The sequence below is a fragment of the Pseudomonas cavernicola genome (genome assembly GCF_003596405.1).
In the GTDB taxonomy this organism is placed as follows: domain Bacteria; phylum Pseudomonadota; class Gammaproteobacteria; order Pseudomonadales; family Pseudomonadaceae; genus Aquipseudomonas; species Aquipseudomonas cavernicola.
On record NZ_QYUR01000002.1, the window covers coordinates 2,481,188 to 2,507,111 of the forward strand.

Here is a 25,924-nt window from a genome sequence, read left to right on the forward strand (position 1 = left end):
TCGCGGAAATGACGTGAGGTATCTGTAGGCTGGGTAGAACGCAGTGAAACCCAGCGAGTGAAACCCGGCGGATGTATAGCTGGGTTTCACGAGGTGCATCCATGCACCTCGCCCTATGGGCAGCTAAAGCTGTGCAAAACGGCTTTCCTGCCGTTCTGTCGCCTAGCCCTACCCCCACAGCCTACGGCCTTAGCTCGCCGAGCCATGATTGCGCCTAAACGTCTCCTCCCCCATCGCTGCAATCTGCCCCTCGATCAACACCTCGAACGGCCGTAGCAAATCCGCAAAACCAGCCGGCGCCTCGATGATCTCCAACGCCTGCACAATCGCCTCGATAGTCGACAAAGCACCGGCCATCGGTGCTTTGCGCAGACGGTAGCGCGAGGAAGCGCCCTGCGGCAGCGTCACTCGTGGCAGAGCCGCCAACGCTGGGTTGAGGTGCAGCAGTTTGCTGGCTTTGCGCCAGGTGCCATCCGGCACCACCAGCAGTAACGGTGCCCCCTCACGCGCAGCGGCGTACTCGCTCAGCGGCTGTGCGAGCTCGCCGGGAAACAGCAGGCAAGCTTGATGCCCCGGCTGCTCCAGCAAGACCGCCAAATCGGTGAACACTTCGCCCACCACCAGCTCAGCATTGATCAACCCTAACGCCGCCAGCCGCGCCGTATTCAAGGCATGTTTGACTTCACTCGGGTGTTGCAAGATCAGCACGCGGGTGCGGCTATCCAGGGCTGGAATCAGCGGGCATAGACAATGGCTGGTAGGTCGTGAACAGCGGGGACATTGCGGACGGGACATGCAGGACTCTCCTCGGCGCGCAGTGTGCCACAAAGGCCTAAGAACCTGCTCAACCTAGGCCAGCGGCAGTCTGTAGGCTGGGCCAGAAGTAGTTGGGGCATCCCTGCCGCAGAGCCAACGCCCTGCTTTCCCACAGCAAATGCCTTGCCCCATGAGCATTTGCAGAGCCTTTCGGAGAGAAATTCCCTCCGCCCAGACAAAACCTTACTAAATATAAGGAATATTTACCCATCCCCCCTACAGGATGGTGAAACACGGCCGATAGCCGGGAATACCCACATAAAGGATGCGCCAATATGCCCAGCCTATCGATAAAACTGAAATTCATTCTCACCACCTTCCTGCTAATCGCCATGATCGCCTGCAACGCGTTCCTCGGTATCAAAGCCATGGATCTGCTCAACGACTCCAACAACCGCATCGCCCGCGCTACAGCGCCATCAGCGATCCAGTCCAACCGAGTGTTACGCCATACACTGCTCGCGATCCGCGAGGAAAAGAACATGCTCCTCGAAGCGGATCCGCAGCGTCAGGAAATATTCCGCAGCTCGCAGACAAAGGAGATAGCTGAAGCCAGGAAATCCCTGGATGAATTGCAAAAATTGCTCGTCAAGAAAGACGATCTGCGCATCCTGGAACAGGCGAAAACTGAATTCGAAGTCTTGGTGCAGAGCACCAACACAGTGTTCGAACTGATCCGCAGCGAGCGTAAAGAGGAAGGCTTTAAGATTTCGGTAAACAAGACCAGGGAAAAATTCAACGAGTTTCAAACCAGTATGCTAACGCTGGTCAAAACCGTCGAGGAGCAGCTAGCTTATGAGGCGGATTCAACCGATGTGCTCTACGACGAATACCGTTGGATCCTCATCTCAACTCTACTGTTCAGCGCCTTGGCTGGCGGGTTGGTGACCATCTTCCTGAGCCGCTACCTCAATCGCGGCTTCTCCGAGCTCATCGAAGCCTCGCGCAAGTTGGCCGATGGCGACCTGACCCACAAGCTGCCGATCCGCAACCACGACGAGATCGGTAGCATCGGCCAGGCACTGAACGATATCAGCAGCCGCATGGCAGACACCGTGCGTGGCATAGTCGATGCCAGCTCCCAATTAGCCTCGGCCGCAGAGCAGACCAATCAGGTAATCGACGAGACCGCGCGCAACGTCCAGCGGCAGAGCAACGAGACCCAGCAGGCAGCGACCGCCATCACCGAAATGTCCGCCAGCTCCGAGGAGGTTGCCGGCAATGCCTCCCTGGCCTCGAGGGCCGCGCAGCAGGCGTTGGATAACAGCACCATTGGACGGCAGAAGGTCGGCCACACCACCCAGGCCCTGGAACTGCTGAGACAGGAGATCGGCAACACCAGCACAGCGGTAGAACAACTGGCGCACAGTTCGCTGAGCATCACCGCCGTACTCGGTGTGATCCGCGATATCGCCGGGCAGACCAACCTGCTGGCGCTCAACGCCGCCATCGAGGCGGCACGGGCCGGCGAACAGGGGCGCGGTTTTGCGGTGGTCGCCGACGAGGTGCGCGCGCTGGCGCTACGTACCCAACAATCCACCGAAGAGATCGAGAAGATGGTGCAGGAAATCCAGAGCTGCTCGGACAGCGCCCTCAAGACCATGCAACGCAGCGCCCAACACTCCGAAACATCACTAGAACGCGCCGAAGAAGCCGCCACCAGCCTGGTCAGTATCGAAGAAAGCGTCAGCCAGATCACCGACATGAACTGCATGATCGCCACTGCCACCGAGGAACAGACCTCGGTAGCGCGTGAGGTCGACCGCAGCCTGGTATCGATCAGCGACATCTCGACCCAGACCGCTACCGCTGCGCAAGAGACCTCCGCCGCCAGCAACGAAGTGGCGCGACTGGCGGTCGAGCTGAGCAAGATGGTGGGCTATTTCAAGGTAAGTTGAGAGGAAGACCGGCGCCCTGGAATACCGCCCACTTAAGGACAGAGCCAGCCTCGTAGGTTGGCTCTGATGTTGGCGCTGAAGTAGGTTGGCGCTGAACGCAGTGATGCCCAACAAGGAGTCGCCCCGCGACTCCCTTTGCACGGTTTCGAACGTGAAAGCCCAGCCTTGCGGGCCGATTGTTGGGCATCGCCTCCGGCTCAGCAACAACCCACCCCTGCGCTCTCCTGACTCAACGCTGATTGAGTTGGGCCTTGAGCAGATCGCGGAAGGTCTGGATCAGCGGCTCGCGGGAACGGCCGCGACGCAAGGTCAGCGAGAAAGGTGCCTGATAGCCGAAAGTCGTCGGCAGCAAGGGACGCAAACGGCCTTGTTCGACCCAGGACTGCGCGTAATGCTCGGGCAGATAACCGATGTAAGCGCCGGACAACACCAGGATCAACTGCGCCTCCATACTCTCCACCGTCGCCGCGCTGTGCTTGAAGCCGTGCCGCGCCAGCTCCGCCTGACTCCAATAACCGCGGCCGACCATGCGCTGCTGGGTGATGACTTCCGCCGGAATTCGCCGCTCGGCAAATAAGGAGTGGCGGTCACTGCAATACAGCCAATGTTGCTCACGATAAAGCGGCTGATAAACCAGACCGTTCATCCGCGTCGAGAAGGCACCGATGGCCAGGTCCAGACGATTGTCCAACACCCCCAACTGCAGCTCGTAAGGGCTCATCACCGATAGGTGCAAGTGCACCGCGGGGTGTTCTTCACTGTAGGCGCCGATGGCCTCGGCCAAAGGCAGCGATGGGTCGCTGACCGTCGAGTCGAGCACGCCCAGATTGAGGGTGCCGCGCAGCTCACCTTTAAGCGCCGCCGCATAGCGCTCGAAACCTTCCATCTCACCGAGCAGACGCAAGGTTTCCTGGAAGAACAACTCGCCCTTGCTGGTCAGGCTGAAACCGCCACGGCCGCGATGACAAAGGCTGAGACCGAGCTGGCCTTCCAACTGGCTCATATAGGTACTGATCGCCGAGGTCGACAGGTTCAGCTCCTGTTGCGCCGCCGCGAAGCCCTGATGGCGCACCACGCTGACGAAGATCCGCAGCAGTTTCAGGTCGGGTAGGACGGTAGACATAAAGACTCCGGGCTTGCACTCCCCTCTCCCGCTCGCGGGGCGAGGCGGCATGTTTTTAGAGCCGCAGGCTCGTGTGCCGATGAGCGCCTGAACGCTCCGCGTTCAGGCTGGGGCGCAGAGCGGAGAGGGCTGTGTATGCGCCCCCTCTCCCCAACCCTCTCCCAGCGGGAGAGGGAGCAAAGCGAGTCTACCCGCAGCCCGTTAGTTTAGAAATCTATGAACTAAGTATTTGCCGCCAGCGATTTGTCCTACAAGCCGCTCTGAGCAGAATCCGCCCAACTCCTACAACCACAACAACCGTGAGGCCACCCCGTGGATAAGATCCTCCATCAGCCCCTGGGCGGTAACGAAATGCCCCGTTTCGGCGGCATCGCCACCATGATGCGCCTGCCACATATCCAGACTCCCGCCGAGCTCGACGCTCTGGACGCCGCCTTTGTCGGTGTGCCGCTGGACATCGGCACCTCGCTGCGCCCCGGCACCCGCTTCGGCCCCCGCGAAATCCGCGTCGAATCGGTGATGATCCGCCCGTACAACATGGCCACCGGCGCAGCACCGTTCGACTCGTTGAATATCGCCGATATCGGCGACGTGGCGATCAACACCTTCAACCTGCTGGACGCCGTACGCATCATCGAAGAAGCCTACGACAAGATTCTCGGTCACGGCATTCTGCCGCTGACCCTCGGTGGCGACCACACCATCACCCTGCCGATCCTGCGGGCCATCAAGAAGAAGCACGGCAAGGTCGGCCTGGTGCATATCGACGCCCACGCCGATGTAAACGACCACATGTTCGGCGAGAAAATCGCCCACGGCACCACCTTCCGCCGCGCGGTGGAGGAAGACCTGCTGGACTGCGACCGCGTCGTACAGATCGGCCTGCGTGCCCAGGGCTACACTGCCGAAGACTTCAACTGGAGCCGCAAACAGGGCTTTCGCGTAGTCCAGGCCGAAGAGTGCTGGCACAAGTCGCTGGCACCGCTGATGGCCGAAGTGCGCGAAAAAGTCGGCGGCGGCCCGGTCTACCTGAGCTTTGATATCGACGGTATCGACCCTGCCTGGGCACCCGGCACCGGCACCCCGGAAATCGGCGGCCTGACCACCATCCAGGCGATTGAAATCATCCGCGGCTGCCAGGGCCTGGACCTGATTGGTTGCGATGTGGTGGAAGTTTCCCCGCCCTACGACACCACCGGCAACACCTCGCTGCTCGGCGCCAACCTGCTGTACGAAATGCTCTGCGTGCTGCCGGGAGTGCAACGGCGATGAGCACCCAGCAAGTGCTCGAGGCTGCCCGCCAACTGGTGGCCGCCTTCGTCAGCAATGACACCGAAGCCTACTTCGGGGCATTCAGCGAAGACGCCAGCTTCGTTTTCCATACCTGCGAACAGCCGCTGCTCTCGCGCGCGGCTTATCGAGAGCTGTGGGAAAGCTGGCAACGCGAGGGTTTCGAAGTGCTCGCCTGCACCTCGAGCAATCAATTTGTCAGCTTGCAGGGCGATGTCGCGATTTTTATCCACGACGTCAGCACCCGGCTACGCATTCAGGGCAGCGAAAGCCTGAGTCTGGAGCGCGAGACCATCGTCTTTCGCCAGCAACCGCAAGCAGGCCGCTGGCTGGCCTGTCACGAACACTTGTCGGCGATGCCGGAGCCACGGCCATCGACCTGACCTGCTGAGTCACCCCCGGGAGGGAAATCATGAATAACAAAAACAATGAGCAAGCCATCACCCACATCGAAACCTTCGGCGTCGAACAGATTCCCGACACCGAACGCAACGCCAAACCGATCGATCTGTTTCGCCTGATCTTCGGCGGCGCCAACACCTTCGCCACTGCCGTGCTCGGCAGTTTCCCGGTACTCTTTGGCCTTTCGTTCCAGGCCGGAGTCTGGGCGATCCTGCTCGGCGTACTGGTCGGTTCGATCATCCTCGCGCCGATGGGCCTGTTCGGCCCGCTCAACGGCACCAACAACGCGGTCTCTTCCGGTGCGCACTTCGGCGTGCACGGGCGGATCGTCGGCTCCTTCCTGTCGCTACTCACCGCCATCGCCTTCTTCTCGCTGTCGGTGTGGAGCTCGGGTGATGCCCTGGTCGGTGGCGCCAAGCGCCTGTTCGGCCTGCCGGAAACCGACCTCAGCCTCGGCCTGGCTTACGGCTTGTTCGCCATTCTGGTGCTGACCGTGTGCATCTACGGTTTCCGCTTCATGCTCTGGGTCAACAAGATCGCGGTGTGGGCCGCCAGCCTGCTGTTCCTGCTCGGCACTTTCGCCTTCGCCGGGCCGTTCGACGCCAGCTTCGCCGGTAGCGTGAACCTGGGTGCCGAAGGCTTCTGGGCTGCCTTTATTGGCGCCACCCTGCTGGCGATGAGCAACCCGGTATCGTTCGGCGCGTTCCTCGGTGACTGGTCGCGCTACATCCCGCGGTCCACACCGAAAAGCCGGATCATGCTGGCCGTGGTCGCGGCACAGATCGCCACTCTGATCCCGTTCTTCTTCGGCCTGGTTACCGCCACCATCGTTGCGGCGAATGCACCGGACTACATCGCCGCGAACAACTATGTCGGCGGCCTGCTCGCCGTGTCGCCGGCCTGGTTCTTCCTGCCGGTGTGCCTGATCGCAGTGATCGGCGGCATGTCCACCGGCACCACCGCGCTGTATGGCACCGGCCTGGACATGTCCAGCGTATTTCCACGCGTCCTCAGCCGGGTCAAGGCCACGCTGCTGATCGGCGTGCTGTCGATCGCCTTCATCTTCATTGGCCGCTTCGCCTTCAACCTGGTGCAGAGCGTGTCGACCTTCGCCGTGCTAATCATCACCTGCACCAGCCCTTGGATGGTGATCATGATCCTCGGCCTGATCATTCGCCGCGGCTTCTACTGCCCGGATGATCTGCAAGTCTTCACCCGCGGTGAAACCGGCGGCCGCTACTGGTTCACCCACGGCTGGAACTGGCGCGGCATGGGTGCCTGGATTCCCAGCGCAATGCTCGGCCTGTGCTTCGTCAACCTGCCGGGGCAGTTCGTTGGCCCGCTGGGTGACCTGGCCGGCGGTATCGATATCAGCCTGCCCGTCACCCTCGGTCTGGCGTCCCTGCTTTACCTGGTGCTGCTGAACATGTTCCCGGAATCCGCCGACGTGTACGCAACCCAAGGGCCGCGCTGGGTCCGCAGCCGCAAGGCCAGCAAGCAACTAACCTCCAAAAGCTCCCCTGAAGCTGCATAACAACAAACGGCTTTACTTTGCTACTGCCAATAACCGATGCACCAAGCCTAATAAGGAGTTACTGATGCGCACACGTCCGACTCACCTGGTTGCCCTGCTGGGCCTGCTCGCCACAGCGCTATGCCCGACGCTGCAGGCTGCTGAAAGCAAACCGTCTTTCATCAGTTCCGGCAGCTTCCAGGTCTGCTCCGATCCGACCTTCCCGCCGCTGGAGTTCTTCGAGAAATCCGGCGACCGCGAGCCCAGCGGCTTCGATGCCGACCTGATCCGCGCCCTGGCCAAACACTGGGGGGTGCAAGCCCGCTTCATCGTCACCGAGTTCACCGGCCTGTTGCCGGGCCTGGAGTCCAAGCGTTGCGATGTGGTGATCAGCGGTACCTTGATCACCCCCGAGCGCACCCAGAAGCTCAACGCCGTGCCCTATCTGGCCAGCGCCACCATCGTCTTCGGCGGTGGTAAGAGCGACCTCAAGCTGAACACGCTGGATGATCTTTCCGGCAAGGTCGTCGCGGTGCAGTCCGGCACCCGTTATGTGGCGATCATGGAGAAGCTCAACGCGCAGCTGACAGCCGCCGGCAAGACTCCGGCAACCCTGCAGACCTACCCCAAGGGCAGCGACGTGGCCCAGCAGGTACTGGTTGGCCGTGCCGCCGCCGGGCTGTCCCAGGACACCGAAATCGCCTACCGCGAACTGCAGACTCCAGGTCAGTTCAAGACCCTCTACAGCTTCCCGGAAAAGGATATTTTCGGTGCCTATATGCTGCCGAACCCAGCAGACAAGCAGGCCGTCCAGGACGCCGTGAACGCGCTCAGGGCTGACGGCACGCTGAAGACCATCAGCGAGAAGTGGAAGCTCGATCCGGCCAACGTGGAAGTCACTGGGCAGTGATGCCGGCTTGACAACAAAGCTGTGCGAGCTGCGCCAACGCTAACGGCGGCGCAGCTCGCACAGCGTCGGACAGGTGCGTTGCCCAACGAGCGACGCCCTACATCGCCCCTCCACCAAAGGACACGCTCATGCACTTCGATGTAGCCGTCTTCTGGGACGCCCTGACGTCCTACCCGTTCTTCAAGGGCGCCTGCATCACTCTGGTGCTGGCACTGCTCGCGCACTCGGTCGGCATCGCCCTGTCAGTGCCTGCCGCACTGGCGCTGGATGGCCCGAACAACCCGGCGCGCATGCTGCTGCGTGGCATCCTCAGCGTATTCCGTGGCGCCCCCACCCTGCTGCAGTTGCTGTTCGTCTGGAATGCCCTGCCGCAATTCTTCCCGATTTTCCGCGAGGCTTGGTTCACCCCGTTCTTCGCCGCCTGGATCGCCTTGAGCTTGAACGAAGCGGCCTATCAGGTGGAGATCAACCGGGGTGCGCTGAAAGCCTTGGACAAGGGCCAGTACGCCGCCGGTCACGCGCTCGGCCTGTCGCGCTGGCAGATCTTCCGCTACATCACCCTGCCGCAAGCGGCGCGCATCGCTATTCCGCCGACCGCCAACGAGTTCATAACCCTGCTCAAGATCACCTCGCTGGCCTCGGTGATTTCCCTGCAGGAACTGATGGCGGTGACCTCACAAACGGTCTCCACCACCTTCCAGTTCTCCGAGTACTACGCGGTGGCGCTGGTCTACTACCTCGTCATGGTCTACACGCTGACCTGGCTGCAACACCGCCTGGAACGCCGTCTTTCCTGGGATCAAGTGAGCAGCGGTGCGAAGAGCGTCGGCCTGCTGCAACGCACCCTCGCCCGTATGCGGCGCATCTGAGGAGCTCGCCATGAACGAAATCATCCGTCTGGAAAACGTCGGCAAACGCTATGACGACTTTCAAGTGCTGCAAGGCATCAACCTCTCGGTCAGCCAGGGCGAAAAGATCGTCATCTGCGGTCCATCCGGCTCCGGCAAATCGACCCTGATCCGCTGCATCAACCGTCTGTCTCCGCACGATACCGGCACCATCACCGTGGAAAACCAGGATGTCTCCAGCAAGCACGGCAGCGCCAATGTGCGCCGTGAGGTCGGCATGGTGTTCCAGAACTTCAACCTGTTCCCGCACCTGACGGTGCTGGAGAACTGCACCCTGGCGCCGATGAAAGTCCGCGGCCTATCCCGCGCTGCGGCCGAGGAGCAGGCCCTGCGTTACCTGAACCGCGTGCATATCGGCTCCCAGGCGCACAAGAAACCCGGCCAACTCTCCGGTGGCCAACAGCAACGCGTGGCCATCGCCCGGGCGCTGTGCATGAACCCGAAAGTGATGCTGTTCGACGAACCCACCTCGGCGCTCGACCCGGAAATGGTCGGCGAGGTCCTCGATGTGATGACCGAACTGGCCCTGGAGGGCATGACCATGCTCTGCGTCACCCACGAGATGGGGTTCGCCCGCAAGGTTGCCGACCGCGTGGTGTTCATGGATGCCGGCCAAATCGTCGAGACCGCCACCCCGGCCGAGTTCTTCGACCATCCGAAACATGCGCGCACCCGCGCCTTTCTCTCACAGATCAGCCACTGATACCGACACCCATGCACACACCGACCGAAGCCACCCTGCGCCGCGACCTGGCCGCAGCCTACCGCCTGGCCGCCCTTTTCGGCTGGGACGACACCCTGTACACGCATTTCTCGGTACGTTTGCCTGGCCATGAGCCACGCTTTTTGATCAATCCATTTGGCCTGTTGTTCGAAGAAGTGCGCGCCAGCGACCTGATCGTCGTCGACATGCACGGCCGGGTGCTCGACGGTAATGCGGACTACAACGTCGCCGGCTTCACCATCCACAGCGCGATGCACATGGCGCGTGAGGATGCGCACTGCGTGATCCACACCCACACGCTCGCCGGCATGGCGGTGGCCGCGGCGGACGCTGGCCTGGCGCAGTTGAACCAGATCAGTGCCGAGTTCTATCAGCGGGTCGGTTACCACGACTACGAAGGCATTGCCCTCGACCTCGGCGAGCGCGAACGCCTGGTCGCCTCGCTCGGCGACAACATCGCACTGATCCTGCGCCATCACGGCCTGCTCAGCGTCGGCGCCAGCGTCGCCGATGCCTTCTACGTCATGTACTACCTGAACAAGTCCTGCGAGATCCAACTGAGCGCCGCAGCGCTGCAAGGCGTGCGGGAAATGCCGGGCAAACTCAGCCAGCACGCCTGCGAGCAATTCCAGGGCGCAGAGTGGCAACGCCAACTGCTCTGGGAAGCCTGGCTACGCAAGCTCGAGCGCCTCGACCCGGATTATAAAAACTGAGGCCTCGTCGAACATCCGCAACATCCCCCGTTTGACCCTTTTGCCAATGGCGCAGTGTGAGCAATAACGCGCCATGACCTGCCTGGTACAGGCCTGACCGGTTTGTGCCTATAACAATGAAAAAGAGAGACCTGTAATGGCTTTGGATATTTTTGTAGTACTGCTCTATGTAGCCGGCATGCTGGCGCTCGGCTGGTACGGTATGCGCCGCGCCAAGACCCACGAAGACTTTGTGGTGGCAGGGCGCAACCTCGGCCCGGCCTTCTACATGGGCACCATGGCGGCAACCGTACTCGGCGGAGCCTGCACCGTAGGCACCGTGCGCCTGGGCTATGTCCACGGCATTTCCGGCTTCTGGCTGTGCGCCGCGCTGGGCTTCGGCATCATCGCGCTCAACCTGTTCCTGGCCAAACCGCTGTTGAAGCTGAAAATCTTCACCGTTACCCAGGTGCTGGAACGCCGCTACAACTCGATGGCCCGCCAGGCCAGCGCGGTGATCATGCTGGTTTACGCATTGATGATTGGCGTGACCTCGACCCTGGCCATGGTGACCGTGCTGCAAGTGCTGTTCGACCTGCCGTTCTGGGCTTGTCTGCTGCTCGGCGGCGGTGTCGTGGTGGTGTATTCGACCATCGGCGGCATGTGGTCGCTGACCCTGACCGACATCGTCCAGTTCATCATCAAGACCGTTGGTTTGATGTTCATCCTGCTGCCCATCTGCCTGTACCGCGTCGGCGGTTGGGACGAACTGGTGGCCAAGCTGCCGGCTGCAAGCTTCAGCTTCACCGCCATCGGCTGGGATACCATCATCACTTACTTCCTGATCTACTTCTTCGGCATCCTCATCGGCCAGGACATCTGGCAGCGCGTGTTCACCGCGCGTAGCGAGAAGGTCGCCAAATATGCAGGCACCGCCGCCGGCATTTACTGCGTGCTCTACGGCCTGGTCGGTGCGCTGATCGGCATGGCCGCCAAGGTACTGCTGCCGGATCTGGACAACGTCAACAATGCCTTCGCCGCCATCGTTCAATCCACACTGCCTGACGGCATCCGTGGCCTGGTGATCGCCGCCGCACTGGCCGCGATGATGTCCACCGCCAGCGCCGGCCTGCTCGCCGCTGCCACCACAGTGACCGAAGACCTGCTGCCAAAACTGCGTGGTGGTAAACAGTCCAGCCTCAACGTCATGCGTCTGTTCACCCTGCTCACCGGCATCGTGGTGCTGGCTATCGCCATGGTCGTCAGCGACGTGCTCAGCGCCCTGACCCTGGCCTACAACCTGCTGGTCGGCAGCATGCTGATCCCGCTGATGGGCGCAATTTTCTGGAAGCGCGCCAACACCGCCGGCGCCATCGCCAGCATGGCCACAGGCAGCCTGACTGCCCTGTTCTTCATGTTCAAAGACGGTCTCGATGCCAACACACCGATCTACTACAGCCTGGCTGTCGGCCTGGTCAGCTTCGTGCTGGTCAGCCTGCTCTCGCCGCGCCAAGCGGCCGCCCCCAGCGTTGCCTAACCGCCTATCCTGAGCGTACGGAAAGTCCGCTCTCATCAGCCCTCTCGCCTCCCGGCGAGAGGGCTTTGCCACTATTAGTTAAGGAGTGCCGATGACTACTTGCGGCGAATTTCTGGTCAAACAACTCGAAGCCTGGGGCGTCGATACCGTGTTCGGCATTCCCGGTGTGCATACCGTTGAGCTGTATCGCGGCCTGCCGCACAGCTCGATCCGCCACATCACGCCACGGCATGAACAGGGCGCCGGCTTCATGGCCGATGGTTATGCCCGCGTCACCGGTAAGCCTGGTGTCTGCTTCATCATCACCGGTCCAGGGATGACCAATATCCTCACCGCCATGGCCCAGGCTTACGCCGACTCGATCCCGATGCTGGTGATTTCCAGCGTCAACGAACGTTCGCGCCTCGGCCACGGCAACGGCTACCTGCACGAGCTGCCCAATCAGCGCGCGATGGTCGCCGGGGTCAGCGCCTTCAGCCACACCCTGCTCGATGTCGATCAACTGCCGGCCGTACTGGCCCGAGCTTTCGCCGTGTTCGACAGCGAGCGCCCACGCCCGGTACACATCGAGCTACCGCTGGACATCATCACCGCTTCGGCCGAGCACATGCGCGTGCAGCCGCGCCCACAGATCGCTCGCCCGGCCGGTGCCATGGCGCAACTGCGCGAGGCGGCCGCCAAATTGCGCGCTGCCAAACGCCCGTTATTGCTACTCGGCGGCGGCTGCGTGGATACGCAGCAGGAAGCTCGCGCCCTGGCAGTCGCCCTGGATGCACCGACGGCGCTGACCATCAACGCCAAAGGTCTACTGCCGCCGGAGCACCCACTGCTACTGGGCAGCAATCAATCGCTGGTGCCGGTACGCGAGTTGGCAGCGGATGCCGACGTGATCCTGGCCATCGGCACGGAACTTGGCGAAACCGATTACGACGTGGTCTTCGATGGCGGCTTCAAACTCAACGGCGAGCTGATCCGCATCGACATCGACTCGCAGCAGTTGGTGCGTAACTTCGCCCCGACCCTGGCCATTCACAGTGATGCGCGGCTGGCCATGCGCGTGCTGCTGGCCGAACTGCCTACCCGCGAGATCGATGCCAACAGCCCCGGCGCACAACGCGCCGCGACAGTACGCAGCCAACTGGCGGAAGACTTTACCGGCTGGGCGCATTACCGCCAGTTGTTCGACAACATCCTGGCGGTGCTGCCCGAGGCTCGCTTTGTCGGCGACTCGACCCAAACCGTCTACAGCGGCAACCACCTGGTCGACTTGAACGGCCCACGCCGCTGGTTCAACTCCTCCACCGGCTACGGCACCCTCGGCTACGGCTTGCCGGCGGCGATTGGTGCCAAGCTTGCGGAGCCTACTCGCCCGGTGATCTGCCTGATCGGCGACGGTGGCCTGCAGTTCAGCCTGCCGGAACTGGCCAGCGCGGTGGAAGCCAAAGTCGGCATCGTCGTGTTGCTGTGGAATAACCATGGCTACGGCGAGATCAAGCGCTACATGGAGCGCCGCGACATCACGCCGCTCGGCGTCGACATCTACACCCCGGACTTCCTCACCATTGCCCGTGGCTTTGGCTGCGCCGCCGAGCGAGCCCTCGACCTGGCGCACCTGCGCCAACTGTTGCGCGATGCGCCGAGCGACCGGCCGCTGATCATCGAGGTGATGGAGGCGCCGCCTTTCGCGCCTTGAGCGGTCTCGCGAGCTAACGTCTAGCAAGGCCGTAGGATGGGGAGGAAGCGTTGAGATCTACCCGCCGCCAAGTTCAGCCTGGCGCGTGGGTTTACAGAGAAATCGCCGCGGAGGACGCCTACCACGCGAATCTGCAGGATTACGCCCATAGCCTGGCACCGCTACGTGAACTACCGGTGCGCACCATGCACGGCGGGCATTTTCCCAGTTTCTCCGGTGAGCACCTGAACGCGTTGATCGACAACTGGTTCAGGGCTCACGGTTGACGGATCACCGACGACGTCACTGCTAGGCGAGGCGGCGCTGCTTTTCACTGCGGACCGGGATGGGTTGCAGGCGCGGCGCTTCGATCAGGCCCAGCGCGACACCCAGTTGCCACATCCACGCATTCAGCCGACGTTTCATGCTGTACCCCCTTGCTGGGTAGGTGGTCGGAGCGCCCTTGCCTCTTGGCCGCCCCTACTCAGGAGCTTAGTAGCTTCCTGTAGGAAAAAGACTACTTCATGGTGAAATTTCTTAGCTGATGGGGATCAAATCATCGGGATTTCCTTTCCATCGTCAGCAACTAGAAAGCCCTTCACACGGAGCCATGCAAGACCTCCACACCGCGAATCCGGGTGGCTGCACTCGCAACGCGATCCAAGCGATCTACCCCGCCACAACCTGTCCGGCGTGGGCACCTCGCCCACGCAGAACCAAAGCACCCAGGGCGGCACGCCGCCATCGCTCAGCGCGCCTTTATCGCCCGCTGATTGGACAAGTAGACGTTGTCCGCCTGCGGCACCTCGCCGCTTTCCAGGGCATTCAGCCATTCATCGGTGCTGAGCACGGCGGCGAAGCCGGTGTGCATGACGATGGTAAAGACCCGGTGAATTTCCTCGGCGGTCGCCGTACCCAGGTTGTTGGTGTAGGGCAACGAGCCGGCGGCGTCATGCAGCAGTTCGACCTTCCAGCCTTCATGGTGGGCCTGGCGCACGGTGGCGTCGTCGCAGTTTTGGGTCATGTAGCCGACCACGCTGAGGGTGTCGATTTCCCGCTCGCGCAGCCATTGGCCGAGGTCAGTGCCGGTCAGGGCGCTGGCGACGCTCTTCTCGACAAAATGGTCGTACGGCCGCTCGGCGACCAGCGGATGCACCTTGGCGAACTCGCTACCACGGGCGAACAGCGGCGAAGTGGCTGGCTCCAGGTGCTGCACCACCACGACAGGAATCCCGACGGCGTGGGCGGCGTCCATGGCCTTGGCGATGTTGGCCAGGGATTGGTTCACCTCGGGGTATTCGATGCGCAGGTTGCCGGTGACGTATTCGTTCTGCACGTCGATGACGATCAGGGCGCGCTTGGGTTGTTGCTGCCTCATGGCGGTATTCCTTATGGGTTGGATTTGCGTTGGAGCGATTCTTCACCTGTCGGCGTACCCGTCGTGAGTGGCCCGAAAGTCAAACTACGCTAAGATCGGGCCAAACCCATGTATGAGACGAAACCGTGCAGCCCCACCGCATCGCCGTGATCGCCTATGACCGCATCAGCCCTTTTCACCTCTCCGTGCCGTGCCTGGTATTCGGCGAGTCCAGGCCGGGCGAGCCGGCGTACGAACTGGTGGTGTGCGCCACCGATCCCGGCCGGCTGACCACCACCGCCGGTTTCGAGCTGATCGTCAGCCATGGCCTGGAGGCCATCGAAAGTGCGCAAACGGTCATAGTGCCGGCCTGGTCCAACCCGCACGAACAGCCGCCTAGAGCGCTGCTGGATGCGCTGATCGCCGCCCATGCGCGCGGCGCGCATGTAGTGGGTCTTTGCCTGGGAGCCTTCGTGCTCGCCGAGGCAGGCCTGCTCGACGGTCGCCAAGCCACCACCCACTGGGCCTGGGCCGAAGTATTCGCCGAACGCTACCCCGCAGTGCAGGTGGATGCCGATGTGCTCTACGTGGACGACGGCTGCCTTCTCACCTCGGCCGGCACCGCCGCCGCCATCGACTGCTGCCTGCACCTGCTGCGCCAGCACAGCGGCGCCGAGATGGCGAACAAGGTGGCGCGACGCCTGGTGGTGCCGCCCCATCGCCAGGGTGGGCAAGCGCAGTTCATCGAACAACCGCTGCCGGCCACGGCGCGCGACGACCGTCTCTCCGACCTAACTCGACTGGGTACGCGCCAACCTGGACAAGCCGCATAGCCTGGACAGCCTGGCGGAAAAATCGCTGATGAGCCGAAGAACCTTCACCCGTCACTTCCGCCAACTCACCGGCACCACAGTGGGCGACTGGCTACTGGCCGAGCGCCTGGCCCTGAGTCAGCGCCTGCTGGAGCGCACCGACCAGCCCATCGACGCCATCGCCGGGCTGGCCGGGTTCGGCTCGCCGGTATCGCTGCGGCACCATTTCGCCAAGGCGCTGGGTGTATCGCCAAGCGCCTACCGGCAGACTTTTCAGAGCGCCTGATCAGCGTCCTGCAGAAGCTCGATCCAGGCGCGCAGGTTGGCACCGAGCATGCCCGCCTGCGTCTGCTCGGCGGGCTGTAGGCCTGCGTGCTGCTCTACGGTGGGCCGCTCCTCGCCGGCATGCAGCTGGTGATGCAATACGCCCGTGAGCTGGCCCCGCAATCGCCCCCGGCAGAACGCCGGCCTGCTGACCACCGGCTTCGCCATCGGGCAATTGCTCGGCCCCCTGCTGGCGGCGCTTCGCAGTCACTTCAGCAGCGGCTTGCAGCCGGCTCTGCTGCTTGCCGGGTTGGGTCTGTTGGTTGCCGGCGGTTTGCTGGTGCCGCAACTGAGCCACCAGCGGGCCTGCCTGGCGTGAGCGCTTATGACCCTCGGCGGAACCCGCGCCAGCCGCTGGCCAGGAGGATGCCGAGCAGCACCAGCACTGCGCCGATCAAGAAGCTTATGGTCAGCGGCTCGCCAAGCAGCAGCGCGCCGAAGGTGACGCCAAACAATGGCGTCATGAACGAGAACACCGCGAGGTTCGAGGCGAGGTAGCGGCGCAACAACCAGAACCAGGCGAAATAGCTGATAAAGGACACCAGCACGCCCTGAAACAACAGACTGCCGATGCTGATCGGGGTCAATTCGACCTTGCCGATCTGCCCGGTGGCCGCAGCAATTGCCAGCAGTACGACGAATCCCACGAACAGTTGGTAGAACAAGGTCAGGGTCGGCGGCGCTTCCGACAACTTCGATGCCCGCACCACCACCGTGGTGGCGCCCCAAGCCATACCGCCGAGGACACCCAGCGCATCGCCGATGAGTATCTGTGTGTCGATTTCCGACATCAGCATGCCCGCACCGAAGGCCACGGCGATACCGATGAAGCACACACCGATTCCCAGCCATTGCTGCGCGCACAAACGCTCGCTCGGCAACAGAAAGTGCAGACCCAGCGCGGAGAAGATCGGCGCGGTATAGAGGAACACCGCCATGTGCGAGGCCGTGGTGTATTGCAGGCCCACGGCGATCAGCAGGAACTCCAGGGCAAACAAGCCGCCGGCGAGCAAACCGGCGCCCAGGGTGTCCCTCCTCATCCTCGCCCAGCCACCGCGCCAGCACATCAGCAGGCCCACCAGCAGCGCGGCGATACCGGAACGTCCGGCGGCCTGCATGATCGGCACGATATCCGCTGCGGCCAATTTGATCGCCACCTGCTGCATGCCCCAGATCACGCAGAGAACCGTCATCAGCTGAAAGGCGAAGACATCGGCTCCGCGCCGCTGGGCGCTCATGGCTGGCTGCAACCATCAGCTAAGTGCAGGGATACAGCGCAGACAGACCGCTTCATTGCAGGGACTCGGCAGGCTAGTGAAAAGGCTATGTCTGAGTTAGCTGTTGCAGAAAGTGCTTTCGAAAAGCACATAACCTGTAGGAGCGAGCTCTGCTCGCGATGCTCTTGCCTGAAGAGCTTCGCGAGCAGAGCTCGCTCCTACGAAGAACTGAAACCCAGCTCAACAATGGCGGAATTATCCGATTAAGCTGGCCGAGGTTGCCAAGCAGAAACCGACATCGATGGCGACAAAGGCGTCGGTTCCGGCAAACACCCAGCTGGACGCGAGGGAAACTCCGGGGCTGAGTCATCTGACTGGCTCCCGCAACGTCCCTCAGCCGGCCAACTCAACTGGCCACCCCATCCCGAAGCGTGCAGAAATCGCCCGTCACTGACCCGTCTTGATCTTCGTCCAGGTCCGTGTACGCAGGCGCTCCAGGCTCGGCGGCAGCATTTCCACCGAATACAACTTGGCGCGCATCTCGGCCGGCGGATAAACGTTGGGGTTGTCGCGCAAATCCGCCGAAATCAGCTTATCCGCCGCCCGGTTGGGGTTGGCGTAAGCCACATAGTCGGAAATCGGCGCCACCACTTCTGGCCGCAGCAGGTAGTTGAGGAAGGCGTGCGCCTCGTCGATATTTTTCGCATCCCGCGGGATAGCCAGCACGTCGAACCAGGCCGCGGTGCCTTCCTTCGGAATGCGGTACTCGACCTTCACTCCGTTGCCGGCTTCCTTCGCCCGATTGGCCGCCTGCATAGCGCCACCGGACCAGGCCAGGGCCACGCAGACTTCACCATTGGCCAGGTCGCTGACGAACTTCGACGAGCTGAAATAGGTCACGTACGGACGCAGCTTGCTCAGGTGCTCCTCGGCCTTCTTGTAGTCCGCGGGGTTGCGGCTATTCGGCGACAGACCGAGGTACTGCAGCACTTCCGGGATCACTTCGGTGGGCGAGTCGAGGAAGGCCACGCCGCACTGTTTCAGCTTGGCCAGGTTTTCCGGCTTGAAGATCAGCTCCCAGGAGTCCAGCGGCGCATCGTTGCCGAGTATCGCCTTGACCTTGTCGACGTTGTAAGCGATGCCGTTAGTGCCCCACATGTAAGGCATCACGTACTGGTTGCCGGGGTCTTTCGCCGCCAGCACCTTGAGCAGATCCGGATTGAGGTTCTTCCAGTTCGGCAGCTTGCTCTTGTCCAGTGGCTGGAACACCTGGGCTTTCATGTAGTTGGGTAGAAAGCTGTCGCTCGGCACCACCAGGTCGTAGCCGGAACGCCCGGACAGCAGCTTGGCCTCCAACACCTCGTTGCTGTCGTAGACATCGTATTTCGGCTGGATGCCGGCTTCTTTCTGGAAGCTTTTCAGGGTGTCCGGACCGATGTAATCGAACCAGTTATAGATACGCACGACGGGCTCGGCGGCGGCACTCAGCGCCGTACCGAGGATGGCGCCAGTCAGGGCATAGCGAATCAGGTTTTTCTTATTCATTTCTCGCTCCTCTGGCGCCGCCCTTACTGGGCGGCGGCCTCGTAACCTTGCAGCACGTTGACCGCGTTGACGCCGATGGCTTCCACCGCATAGCCCCCTTCCATGACGAACAGGGTCGGCAGGCCCAGGGCCGCGATGCGCGCGCCCATCGCCAGGTAATCGGGGGAGTCCAGCTTGAACTGGGAGATCGGATCGTCTTTGTAGGTATCCACCCCCAGGGAGATCACCAGCGCATCGGGAGCGTAAGCCGCGATCTTGCCGCAGGCATCTTCCAGCGCTGCGCTCCAGGTGGCCCAGCCACTGCCCAGCGGCAGTGGGTAGTTGTGGTTGAAGCCTTCGCCGGCACCTTCGCCGTGCTCATCGGCGTGGCCGAGGAAATACGGGTATTCCTCCAGCGGATCGCCATGAATCGAGGCGAACAGCACGTCGTTGCGCTGGTAGAACAGCTCCTGGGTGCCGTTGCCGTGGTGATAGTCGACATCGAGGATCGCCACCCGCTTGGCGCCCTGATCGAGGAAAGCCTGGGCGGCGATGGCAACGTTGTTGAGGAAGCAGTAGCCGCCCATGAAGTCGCTACCGGCATGGTGGCCCGGTGGCCGGCACAGAGCGAACGCCGTACGGGCGCCTTGGCGCATGTGATCTTGAGCGGTCAGCGCGACCTGCGCCGAGCTATAGATCGCCTGCCAGGTGCCGGCGGTGATCGGCGCCTCGGTATCGAAGCAGTAGTGGCCGAGCTGGCCGATCAGCGCACTCGGCACCGGCCCGTCGCGGCGCAGCCGGCGTGCGGGAAAGGTCGAGGGCAGCAGATCGCAGCTGTGGCCTTCGGCGGCCCAACGTGCCCAGGCCCCCAACAGGAACTCGAGATAGCCACTATCGTGAATCCGGCGAATCGGCCCGAGACCGAAATCCTGCGGGGCAATCACCTCACCCAGCGCTTGCTGGCGAACCCGCGCCATTACCTGGTCGGCCCGGCTGGGCATCTCGAAGCAGGGTTGCAGTTGGCCATCGACCAATTCCGACTGGCCATGGTGAAGACGGTGATCGTCGCTGTAGACGGTCAGCATAGGGAAACCTCACGCAGTTCTAATAGGGGCGCAGCCACTTGCTGCACAAAGTGTTGGGCAGCTTGAGCCACCGGCCTGAGGCACATTCTGTACACACAAGCGCACTGACAAGAACGGCGTGCACGGCCAAAAGGGGATTGATATGGCCAATAACTTTGGCCAGCAGGGTACGGCGGCTGCCCGTTCCGATTCGTAGGGTGGGCTTTAGCCCACCATGGTGCCTGGGCTGGTGGGCTGAAGCCCACCCTATGGGGCTTTATCTGGATGCGCGGTTCAGACGCGGAAATGACTGGGCGGCTGCCCGCTCCAGATTCGTAGGGTGGGCTTTAGCCCACCATGGTGCCTGGGCTGGTGGGCTGAAGCCCACCCTACGGGGCTTTATCTGGATGCGCGGTTCAGACGCGGAAGTGACTGGGCGGCTGCCCGCTCCAGCGCTGGAAGGCATGCCGCAGGCTGGCGGTTTCGCTGAAGCCAAGCTCCTCGGCGATGCGGTAGATCGGCATCTCGCCCTGCTGCAGCAACTCCTTGGCGCGGGCGAAGCGCAGCTCATCGAGCAATTGCTGGTAGCTGGTCTGCTGCTGTTGCAGGTAACGGCGCAGGCTGCGGGCCGAGCAGTTCATCTGCCGCGCCAGTTCCTCCAGTCCCGGTGGTTGCTGCAAGCGCTGCGCGAGCAAGCCGCGCACGCGCTCGAGCCAGGCGCGCTTGGCAGCGAACTCGACATTCTGCCGACGGCATTGTTCGAGCATTTCCAGGTGGGTCACCGGGTCGGCCAACGGCAAGGGCTGTTCCAGCCAGCGCGCAGCAAAGCCGATGGCACTGCGCGGCTGCTCGAACTGCAGCGCGCAAGCGAAGCCTTGCCCGTAGGCCTCACACAATCCAGGGGACTCGGGGTAGTCCAGCTGAGTAGCTTCCAGCGGCAGCGGCTGGCCAAGCAGGTCGGCGCAAATCACCTTCAGCGAGCCCAGACACAGCTCGGTATTGAACGGGCGCAAGGCCTCGTCCTCGCCATAACCGGTGGCTACCAGCCAGGCGCGCTCACCCTCGACTTGCAGGCTTAAGTGGAAGTAGGTGCCGAGCAACACCGGGTAACTCAGACCGATGCGCAGCGCTTCACCGAGGGTTGGCGCGGACAGCAGCGCATAACCGAGCAGGCCATAAGCGGAGACCCGCGTACGCAGGCCGAGGCGCATGCCCAGCGCCGGCTGTGGGCTCAAGCGCAGGGCATTGGCGAACACCTGCTGCTCCTGCCTGGGGCTGATCAACCGCTTCAGCCCGCGCAGGTCGGCTTCGGAGATACCGCTGCCCTCGAGCAGCGCACCGGCCGAGTGGCCCTCGCCTTGCAGCATCGCCACGGTCAGCGAGGACATATGCAGCGAGTTGAGCCAGGACGAGCGGGAAAAGATCGGATCGGGCATGGCGTGCTCAGCTCAGCGAAAACGGCGCGGCAGAACTCAGTTCAGTTGCTCCTTGCGCCGATAGGGGAATACGTCGATCACCTTGCCAGCACGAATCGCCTCCTGCAGCCCCTGCCAGTATTCGGCTTGATACAAATCGCCGTGCAGTTGGCTGAATAGACGGCGCTGGCCCATGTCCGCGAACAGGAACGGCGGAAACTCCTCCGGGAACACATCCAGCGGGCCGATCGAATACCACGGCTCGGAGGCCATTTCGTCCTCCGGGTAGCGCGGCGGCGGAATGCGGCGGAAGTTCGCTTCGGTCAGGTGGCAGATTTCGTCGTAATCGTAGAACACCACGCGGCCATGCCGGGTGACGCCAAAGTTCTTCAGCAGCATATCGCCGGGGAAGATATTCGCCGCCGCCAGTTGCTTGATCGCCAGCCCGTAGTCCTCCAATGCCTCAAGCACTTGCGCCTCGTTGGCGTGCTCAAGATAGATGTTCAGCGGGGTCATCCGCCGTTCTGTCCAGCAATGGCGGATCAGCACGATATCGCCTTCCAGCTCGACGGTGGATGCCGCCACTTCCAGCAGTTCGGCCAGGCATTCCGGCTCGAACTTGGCTTTCGGGAAGCGGAAATCGGCGAATTCCTGGGTATCGGCCATGCGCCCGACGCGGTCGACGCTTTTGACCATACGGTACTTCTCGATCACCGTGGCGCGGTCGACGTTCTTCGACGGCGAGAAGCGATCCTTGATGATCTTGAACACCGTATTGAAGCCCGGCAGGGTAAACACGCTCATGACCATGCCGCGCACGCCGGGGGCCATGATGAAGCGGTCGTCGGTATTCGCCAGGTGGTTGATCAGCGCACGGTAGAACTCCGACTTACCGTGCTTGTAGAAACCGATCGAGGTGTACAGCTCGGCGATGTGCTTGCCCGGCAGGATGCGCTTGAGAAAGCCGACGAACTCCGCCGGAATCGCCACATCGACCATGAAATAGGAACGGGTGAAGGAGAAGATGATCGACACCTCCGCCTCGTCGGTGATCAACGCATCGACCTGCACGCCCTGCCCTTCGCGGTGCAACAGCGGAATCACCAGCGGCCACTGCTCATCGCGGGTGTAGATGCGCCCGACCAGATAAGCACCCTTGTTGCGATAGAGCACCGAGGAAAACAGTTCGATACACAGCTCCGGGTCTTTGCAGACCCAGTCCGGCAGGCTGGTACGCAATTGCGTTTCCAGGCGCCGCAGGTCACGCGGCAGGTCTTCATACGGCACGCTGAAGCGGTAGTCGGCGAATACTTGCTCAAGCATGCCGCCCAGGTTGATCTGCGGCAGGTAACTGCGGGTTTGCGCGGCACGCTCATGGCTGCGCAGCGACGGCCGCGTGGTGTGGATAAACATGCAACCGTCGCTGATGCAGTCATGGCTGAACAGCCCGCAGAAGATCGAGTTGAACCAGGTTTCCGCCAGTTCGTCGTCGAAACGGGTGTCGATCAAATTGATATAGGCACTCTTCACCAAGGGCCAGAACTGCACATCCAGCAACACCTCGGCGCTGATCGCCTGGTGCAGGCGTGCGCCGACCTCGCTGACTTTTTCCTCATACAGATTGATCCGCGCGGCCGAGGCCTGCTGTGTTTCCTGCCACTGCGCCTGCTCAAAACGCGTCCGCGCGCCATCGGTGATCTGGCGGAAATGCTCGCGATAGTCGTCGAAGCCGTCGAGGATCAAACGGGCGATATCGGCGGCCGGCCATTGCTGTGGCATAAGAAAGTCTCTGCTGGGAAACGAACGCCGAGCTTAGCCAGTGGCCGCCGCCTAGGAAAGCCTCAACTGAGTCCGCGCGCGCCGAGAAAGGCCGTTAGATGCTCGATAAAGGCCCGCACCTTGTGCGTAGAGCGCCGGTGACTGAGGTACAGGGCATGCACCCAAGGGCCGAGAGCATCCGGTTCGAGGCGGTATTCGCCGAGCAGCTGCACCAGCTGCCCACTGGCCAAATAGGGGGCCGCGCTCCACTGCGGACAGAACTGCAGGCCCTGACCGGCCAGCAGGTGCGCCAGCAGGAAGTCATAGCTGTCGCTGGTCAGCCGCGGCGCGGGTTGCTCGATACGCAGGCGTTGCTCGCCCAACCTCAGCCACCAGTAATTGCGGTTCAGCGCGGGATGCCGATAAATCAGCCAGTCGTGTTGGGCGAAGGTCTCCGGCAGCACCGGGAGCGGGTTGCGTTGCAGATAGTCCGGGCTGGCGCACAGCAGGATACGGTTCTCGGTAAGTGGGCGGGCGATCAGGCCCGGCAGATCGATGGGGCCATCGCGCAGGGCCAGGTCATAGCCGCCCTCGACCAGATCGACGAACGCCTCATTCAGATCGACCTGCAGCCTGATCTGCGGATGCGCCCTGAGGAAGCCGATGCTGGCCTCGTTGAGAAAGGCCGGGCCGAACGACGGCGGCGCGCTCAAGCGCAAGCTGCCACGCAACTCGGACTGCAACTGGTCGATTTCGTCGGCCGCCTCATGCAGGTTCTGCAGGGCCTGGCGGGCGCCTTCCAAGTAGATATGCCCGGCTTCGGTCAGTGCCATGCGCCGCGTCGAGCGCTCGAACAGGCGCGCCCCGAGCTCGCCTTCCAGATGCGCCACGGCCTTGGTCAGCGCCGAGGGCGTCTTACCCAAGTGCTCGGCGGCGCGGCTGAAACTGCCGTGGTCGGCGGTGGCGACGAACATGGTCAGGGCACTCAGTTTGTCCATCGATTATTTCCTGTCAGGCACAGAAGTTGTGCGCAATAGCGGCTTTCCGCCAGCCCCGGCGCTTCGCTAGTCTCGCGGCTATTCCAAGAAAAACAAAGAGGTATCCCGATGCGCAGGTTTCTTCCCAAGGTGCTGAGCGCCGCACTGGCTTTTTCCTCTCTACAGGCCATGGCTGCCGCCGACCTGGTGCTACTCAACGGCAAGGTGTTCACCGCCGAACCCGGCCAGCCGCTGGCCCAGGCGGTGGCGGTGGAGAACGGCAAGATCCTCAAGGTCGGCTCCAACGCCGAGATCAAGGCCCTGGCCGAGAGCGGCGCCAAGACCATCGACCTGGGCGGCAGAGTGCTGATGCCAGGCCTGATCGACAGCCACTCCCACGCCATCATGGGCGGCTTGGAGCTGGCCTCCGCCAATATGGCCAGCGAGCAGGTCAGCCTGGAGGAGCTGGAACAGCGCCTGCGCAAATGGCGTGACGACGGCAGCGCCAAACATGGCGACATCCTCAGCGTCGGCGGCATGCACTCCAGCTACTGGAGCCAGATCGAAGGTTTCGCCGAGCGCTTCAATAAGGGCGAGTGGGCCGAACAGCCGCTGGTCTTCATCGGCTGGGATCACCATACCGGCTGGGCCAACGATGCCCTGCTGAAACATGCCGGGATAGATGCGGCACGGGTCCGCGCCTTGCCGGAGGCCGAACGTGACACCATCGGTCACCGCGCAGACCTCAGCCCCAACGGCTTCCTCGCCGATGCCGGTCTCGACCCGGTGCTGGCCAAGCTACCCGCGGCTACCGACGCCGAGTTGCTCCACGCCGCCCAGGCGGCCGTGCGCTACAACAATGAACTCGGCATCACCGCCTGGATGGACCCGGCCGCCAACGCCGCACCGGGCGCGGCGCTGTTCGACCTGAAACCCACGGAGAAAACCGTCGGCGTGCTGCCGGTGTACAAGGCGCTGGCCGACAAGGGCGAGCTGAACGCCCACGTCGCGGCCCTGCTGGTGGCGCATCCGAAGAGCACTCCGGCCGATCTGGCGACCCTGGACAAGGTCCGCCAGCAGTTCCAGGGCATCCCCAACTTGAGCCTGCCGGGGATCAAGATCTTCGCCGACGGCGTACCCGAGTATCCTGCGCAGACGGCCGCGATGATTGATCCCTACAGCAACTCGCAGAAACGCGGCGAGCTGCTGATCGACCCGGCGCACTTTGGTGAACTGGTCAGCGCGGCGGACCAGCGCGGCTGGCTGGTGCATATCCATGCCCTCGGCGATCGCGCGGTGCGCGAGTCACTGAACGGCATCGAGCAGGCACGCAAGGACCGCCAGAGCGGCATTGCCCACTCGATCACCCACCTGCAAATGGTCAATCCCAAGGAGTTTGCGCGCTTCAAGCCGCTCGACGTGATCGCCTCCATGCAGCTGTACTGGGCCAGCGCGGATGACGTCACCATCGATCTGGTCAAACCCTATATCAACGCCCTCGCCTTCCATTACCAGTATCCGGCCCACTCGCTGCACGCCAAGGGCGCCACCATCGCCGGCGCCAGCGACTGGCCGGTGACCACCCCAAACCCCTGGTACGCCATCTACCAGGCGGTAACCCGCAAGGGGCCGAAGGGGGTGCTTAACGAGGCCGAGCGTATCGACCGCGAGACCATGTTCTACGCCTACACCCGCAATGCCGCGCGCACCTTGGGTCTGGAGCAGCAGATCGGCTCCCTTGCCCCCGGCAAACAGGCCGATCTGATCCTGCTCGATCGCGACGTGTTTGAGGTCCCCGCGCAAGCATTGAAAGATACCCAGGTCCTCAAGACCTTCTTCGCCGGCCGCGAAGTCTACTCGCGCGCCGAATAAACAGGACTCCGCCTAGCCCCGTTCGCAAGAGGCTCGCTCCGCCCGGTTAGGACGGGGCCGGGCGGAGCCTTGCCCGCGCTCTGTCACACCGCTCTGCCTAAAACAATCACAACAATGGG

21 protein-coding genes and 4 pseudogenes are annotated in these 25,924 nt (G+C 62.5%); 15 read left to right on the forward strand and 10 right to left on the reverse strand.

What is annotated here, in order from left to right; all coding sequences use genetic code 11:
• Nucleotides 1-189: 189 nt before the first annotated feature.
• Entirely contained in the window at nucleotides 190-795 is a 606-nt protein-coding gene (locus D3879_RS11800; protein ID WP_119954425.1) for a tRNA-uridine aminocarboxypropyltransferase, read from the reverse strand.
• Nucleotides 796-1,091: 296 nt separating this feature from the next.
• Here D3879_RS11800 and D3879_RS28010 point away from each other — a divergent pair.
• Both D3879_RS28010 and D3879_RS28015 read left to right on the forward strand, forming a co-directional pair.
• Nucleotides 1,092-1,847: pseudogene (locus D3879_RS28010) on the forward strand (HAMP domain-containing protein); the annotation flags it as partial.
• 12 nt (nucleotides 1,848-1,859) lie between these two features.
• On the forward strand, nucleotides 1,860-2,714 hold the full coding sequence (locus D3879_RS28015) for a methyl-accepting chemotaxis protein (RefSeq protein ID WP_476644158.1): 855 nt from the start codon (nucleotides 1,860-1,862) through the stop codon (nucleotides 2,712-2,714).
• A gap of 229 nt (nucleotides 2,715-2,943) precedes the next feature.
• Here the strand turns inward: D3879_RS28015 and D3879_RS11810 are convergent, their stop codons facing one another.
• Entirely contained in the window at nucleotides 2,944-3,837 is an 894-nt protein-coding gene (locus D3879_RS11810; protein WP_119954427.1) for a LysR family transcriptional regulator, read from the reverse strand.
• A gap of 312 nt (nucleotides 3,838-4,149) precedes the next feature.
• Here D3879_RS11810 and speB point away from each other — a divergent pair, with 312 nt between their 5' ends.
• The 10 genes and pseudogenes from speB to D3879_RS11860 form a co-directional block, all read left to right on the forward strand.
• A complete protein-coding gene (gene speB, locus D3879_RS11815; protein WP_119954428.1) occupies nucleotides 4,150-5,109 on the forward strand; it encodes an agmatinase in 960 nt (319 codons plus the stop codon).
• Nucleotides 5,106-5,510, forward strand: coding sequence for a YybH family protein (locus D3879_RS11820; protein ID WP_119954429.1), 405 nt, complete (start codon nucleotides 5,106-5,108; stop codon nucleotides 5,508-5,510). Before speB ends, D3879_RS11820 begins: the two co-directional genes overlap by 4 nt.
• 29 nt (nucleotides 5,511-5,539) lie before the next feature.
• Nucleotides 5,540-7,063: a purine-cytosine permease family protein gene (locus tag D3879_RS11825; protein WP_119954430.1), complete on the forward strand. Its 1,524-nt coding sequence runs from the start codon at nucleotides 5,540-5,542 to the stop codon at nucleotides 7,061-7,063.
• 64 nt (nucleotides 7,064-7,127) lie between these two features.
• Nucleotides 7,128-7,952, forward strand: coding sequence for an ABC transporter substrate-binding protein (locus D3879_RS11830; protein WP_119954431.1), 825 nt, complete (start codon nucleotides 7,128-7,130; stop codon nucleotides 7,950-7,952).
• A gap of 128 nt (nucleotides 7,953-8,080) precedes the next feature.
• Nucleotides 8,081-8,821, forward strand: a complete 741-nt coding sequence (locus tag D3879_RS11835; RefSeq protein ID WP_119954432.1) for an amino acid ABC transporter permease — start codon at nucleotides 8,081-8,083, stop codon at nucleotides 8,819-8,821.
• A gap of 10 nt (nucleotides 8,822-8,831) precedes the next feature.
• Nucleotides 8,832-9,563, forward strand: a complete 732-nt coding sequence (locus D3879_RS11840; RefSeq protein ID WP_119954433.1) for an amino acid ABC transporter ATP-binding protein — start codon at nucleotides 8,832-8,834, stop codon at nucleotides 9,561-9,563.
• Between the two features lie 11 nt (nucleotides 9,564-9,574).
• On the forward strand, nucleotides 9,575-10,297 hold the full coding sequence (locus D3879_RS11845) for a class II aldolase/adducin family protein (protein ID WP_119954434.1): 723 nt from the start codon (nucleotides 9,575-9,577) through the stop codon (nucleotides 10,295-10,297).
• 136 nt (nucleotides 10,298-10,433) lie between these two features.
• Nucleotides 10,434-11,813 (forward strand): sodium:solute symporter family protein, encoded by a 1,380-nt coding sequence (locus D3879_RS11850; RefSeq protein WP_119954435.1) that lies wholly within the window; start codon nucleotides 10,434-10,436, stop codon nucleotides 11,811-11,813.
• A gap of 91 nt (nucleotides 11,814-11,904) precedes the next feature.
• Nucleotides 11,905-13,506 (forward strand): 5-guanidino-2-oxopentanoate decarboxylase, encoded by a 1,602-nt coding sequence (locus D3879_RS11855; RefSeq protein ID WP_119954436.1) that lies wholly within the window; start codon nucleotides 11,905-11,907, stop codon nucleotides 13,504-13,506.
• 107 nt (nucleotides 13,507-13,613) lie between these two features.
• Nucleotides 13,614-13,772, forward strand: a pseudogene (locus tag D3879_RS11860) (MBL fold metallo-hydrolase); the annotation flags it as partial.
• A 22-nt stretch (nucleotides 13,773-13,794) separates the two neighbouring features.
• On the opposite strand, the gene D3879_RS27610 reads toward D3879_RS11860, so the two are convergent.
• Nucleotides 13,795-13,911 carry a PA1414 family protein gene (locus tag D3879_RS27610; RefSeq protein WP_338014874.1) on the reverse strand — a complete coding sequence of 39 codons (117 nt, stop codon included), beginning with the start codon at nucleotides 13,909-13,911 and terminating at the stop codon, nucleotides 13,795-13,797.
• A 322-nt stretch (nucleotides 13,912-14,233) separates the two neighbouring features.
• Nucleotides 14,234-14,863, reverse strand: coding sequence for a cysteine hydrolase family protein (locus D3879_RS11865; RefSeq protein WP_119954437.1), 630 nt, complete (start codon nucleotides 14,861-14,863; stop codon nucleotides 14,234-14,236).
• A 125-nt stretch (nucleotides 14,864-14,988) separates the two neighbouring features.
• On the opposite strand from D3879_RS11865, the pseudogene D3879_RS11870 reads away from it, so the two are divergent.
• Nucleotides 14,989-15,940 (forward strand): annotated as a pseudogene (locus D3879_RS11870) (helix-turn-helix domain-containing protein).
• An 86-nt stretch (nucleotides 15,941-16,026) separates the two neighbouring features.
• A pseudogene (locus D3879_RS11875) lies at nucleotides 16,027-16,297 on the forward strand (YbfB/YjiJ family MFS transporter); the annotation flags it as partial.
• Nucleotides 16,298-16,301: 4 nt separating this feature from the next.
• Here the strand turns inward: D3879_RS11875 and D3879_RS11880 are convergent.
• The 6 genes from D3879_RS11880 to D3879_RS11905 form a co-directional block, all read right to left on the reverse strand.
• Complete coding sequence (locus tag D3879_RS11880; RefSeq protein WP_119954438.1) at nucleotides 16,302-17,216, reverse strand: DMT family transporter; 915 nt, start codon at nucleotides 17,214-17,216, stop codon at nucleotides 16,302-16,304.
• Between the two features lie 426 nt (nucleotides 17,217-17,642).
• The gene (locus tag D3879_RS11885) at nucleotides 17,643-18,740 is read right to left on the reverse strand and encodes an extracellular solute-binding protein (RefSeq protein WP_119954439.1); all 1,098 of its coding nucleotides are present in this window, start codon (nucleotides 18,738-18,740) and stop codon (nucleotides 17,643-17,645) included.
• A 23-nt stretch (nucleotides 18,741-18,763) separates the two neighbouring features.
• Nucleotides 18,764-19,804, reverse strand: a complete 1,041-nt coding sequence (locus tag D3879_RS11890; RefSeq protein WP_119954440.1) for a histone deacetylase family protein — start codon at nucleotides 19,802-19,804, stop codon at nucleotides 18,764-18,766.
• A 395-nt stretch (nucleotides 19,805-20,199) separates the two neighbouring features.
• Nucleotides 20,200-21,219 (reverse strand): AraC family transcriptional regulator, encoded by a 1,020-nt coding sequence (locus D3879_RS11895; RefSeq protein WP_119954441.1) that lies wholly within the window; start codon nucleotides 21,217-21,219, stop codon nucleotides 20,200-20,202.
• 36 nt (nucleotides 21,220-21,255) lie between these two features.
• Nucleotides 21,256-22,977, reverse strand: a complete 1,722-nt coding sequence (gene aceK / locus D3879_RS11900; RefSeq protein WP_119954442.1) for a bifunctional isocitrate dehydrogenase kinase/phosphatase — start codon at nucleotides 22,975-22,977, stop codon at nucleotides 21,256-21,258.
• A 62-nt stretch (nucleotides 22,978-23,039) separates the two neighbouring features.
• Nucleotides 23,040-23,954, reverse strand: a complete 915-nt coding sequence (locus D3879_RS11905) for a LysR family transcriptional regulator (RefSeq protein WP_119954443.1) — start codon at nucleotides 23,952-23,954, stop codon at nucleotides 23,040-23,042.
• Between the two features lie 108 nt (nucleotides 23,955-24,062).
• On the opposite strand from D3879_RS11905, the gene D3879_RS11910 reads away from it, so the two are divergent.
• A complete protein-coding gene (locus D3879_RS11910; RefSeq protein WP_119954444.1) occupies nucleotides 24,063-25,805 on the forward strand; it encodes an amidohydrolase in 1,743 nt (580 codons plus the stop codon).
• Nucleotides 25,806-25,924: the final 119 nt, after the last annotated feature.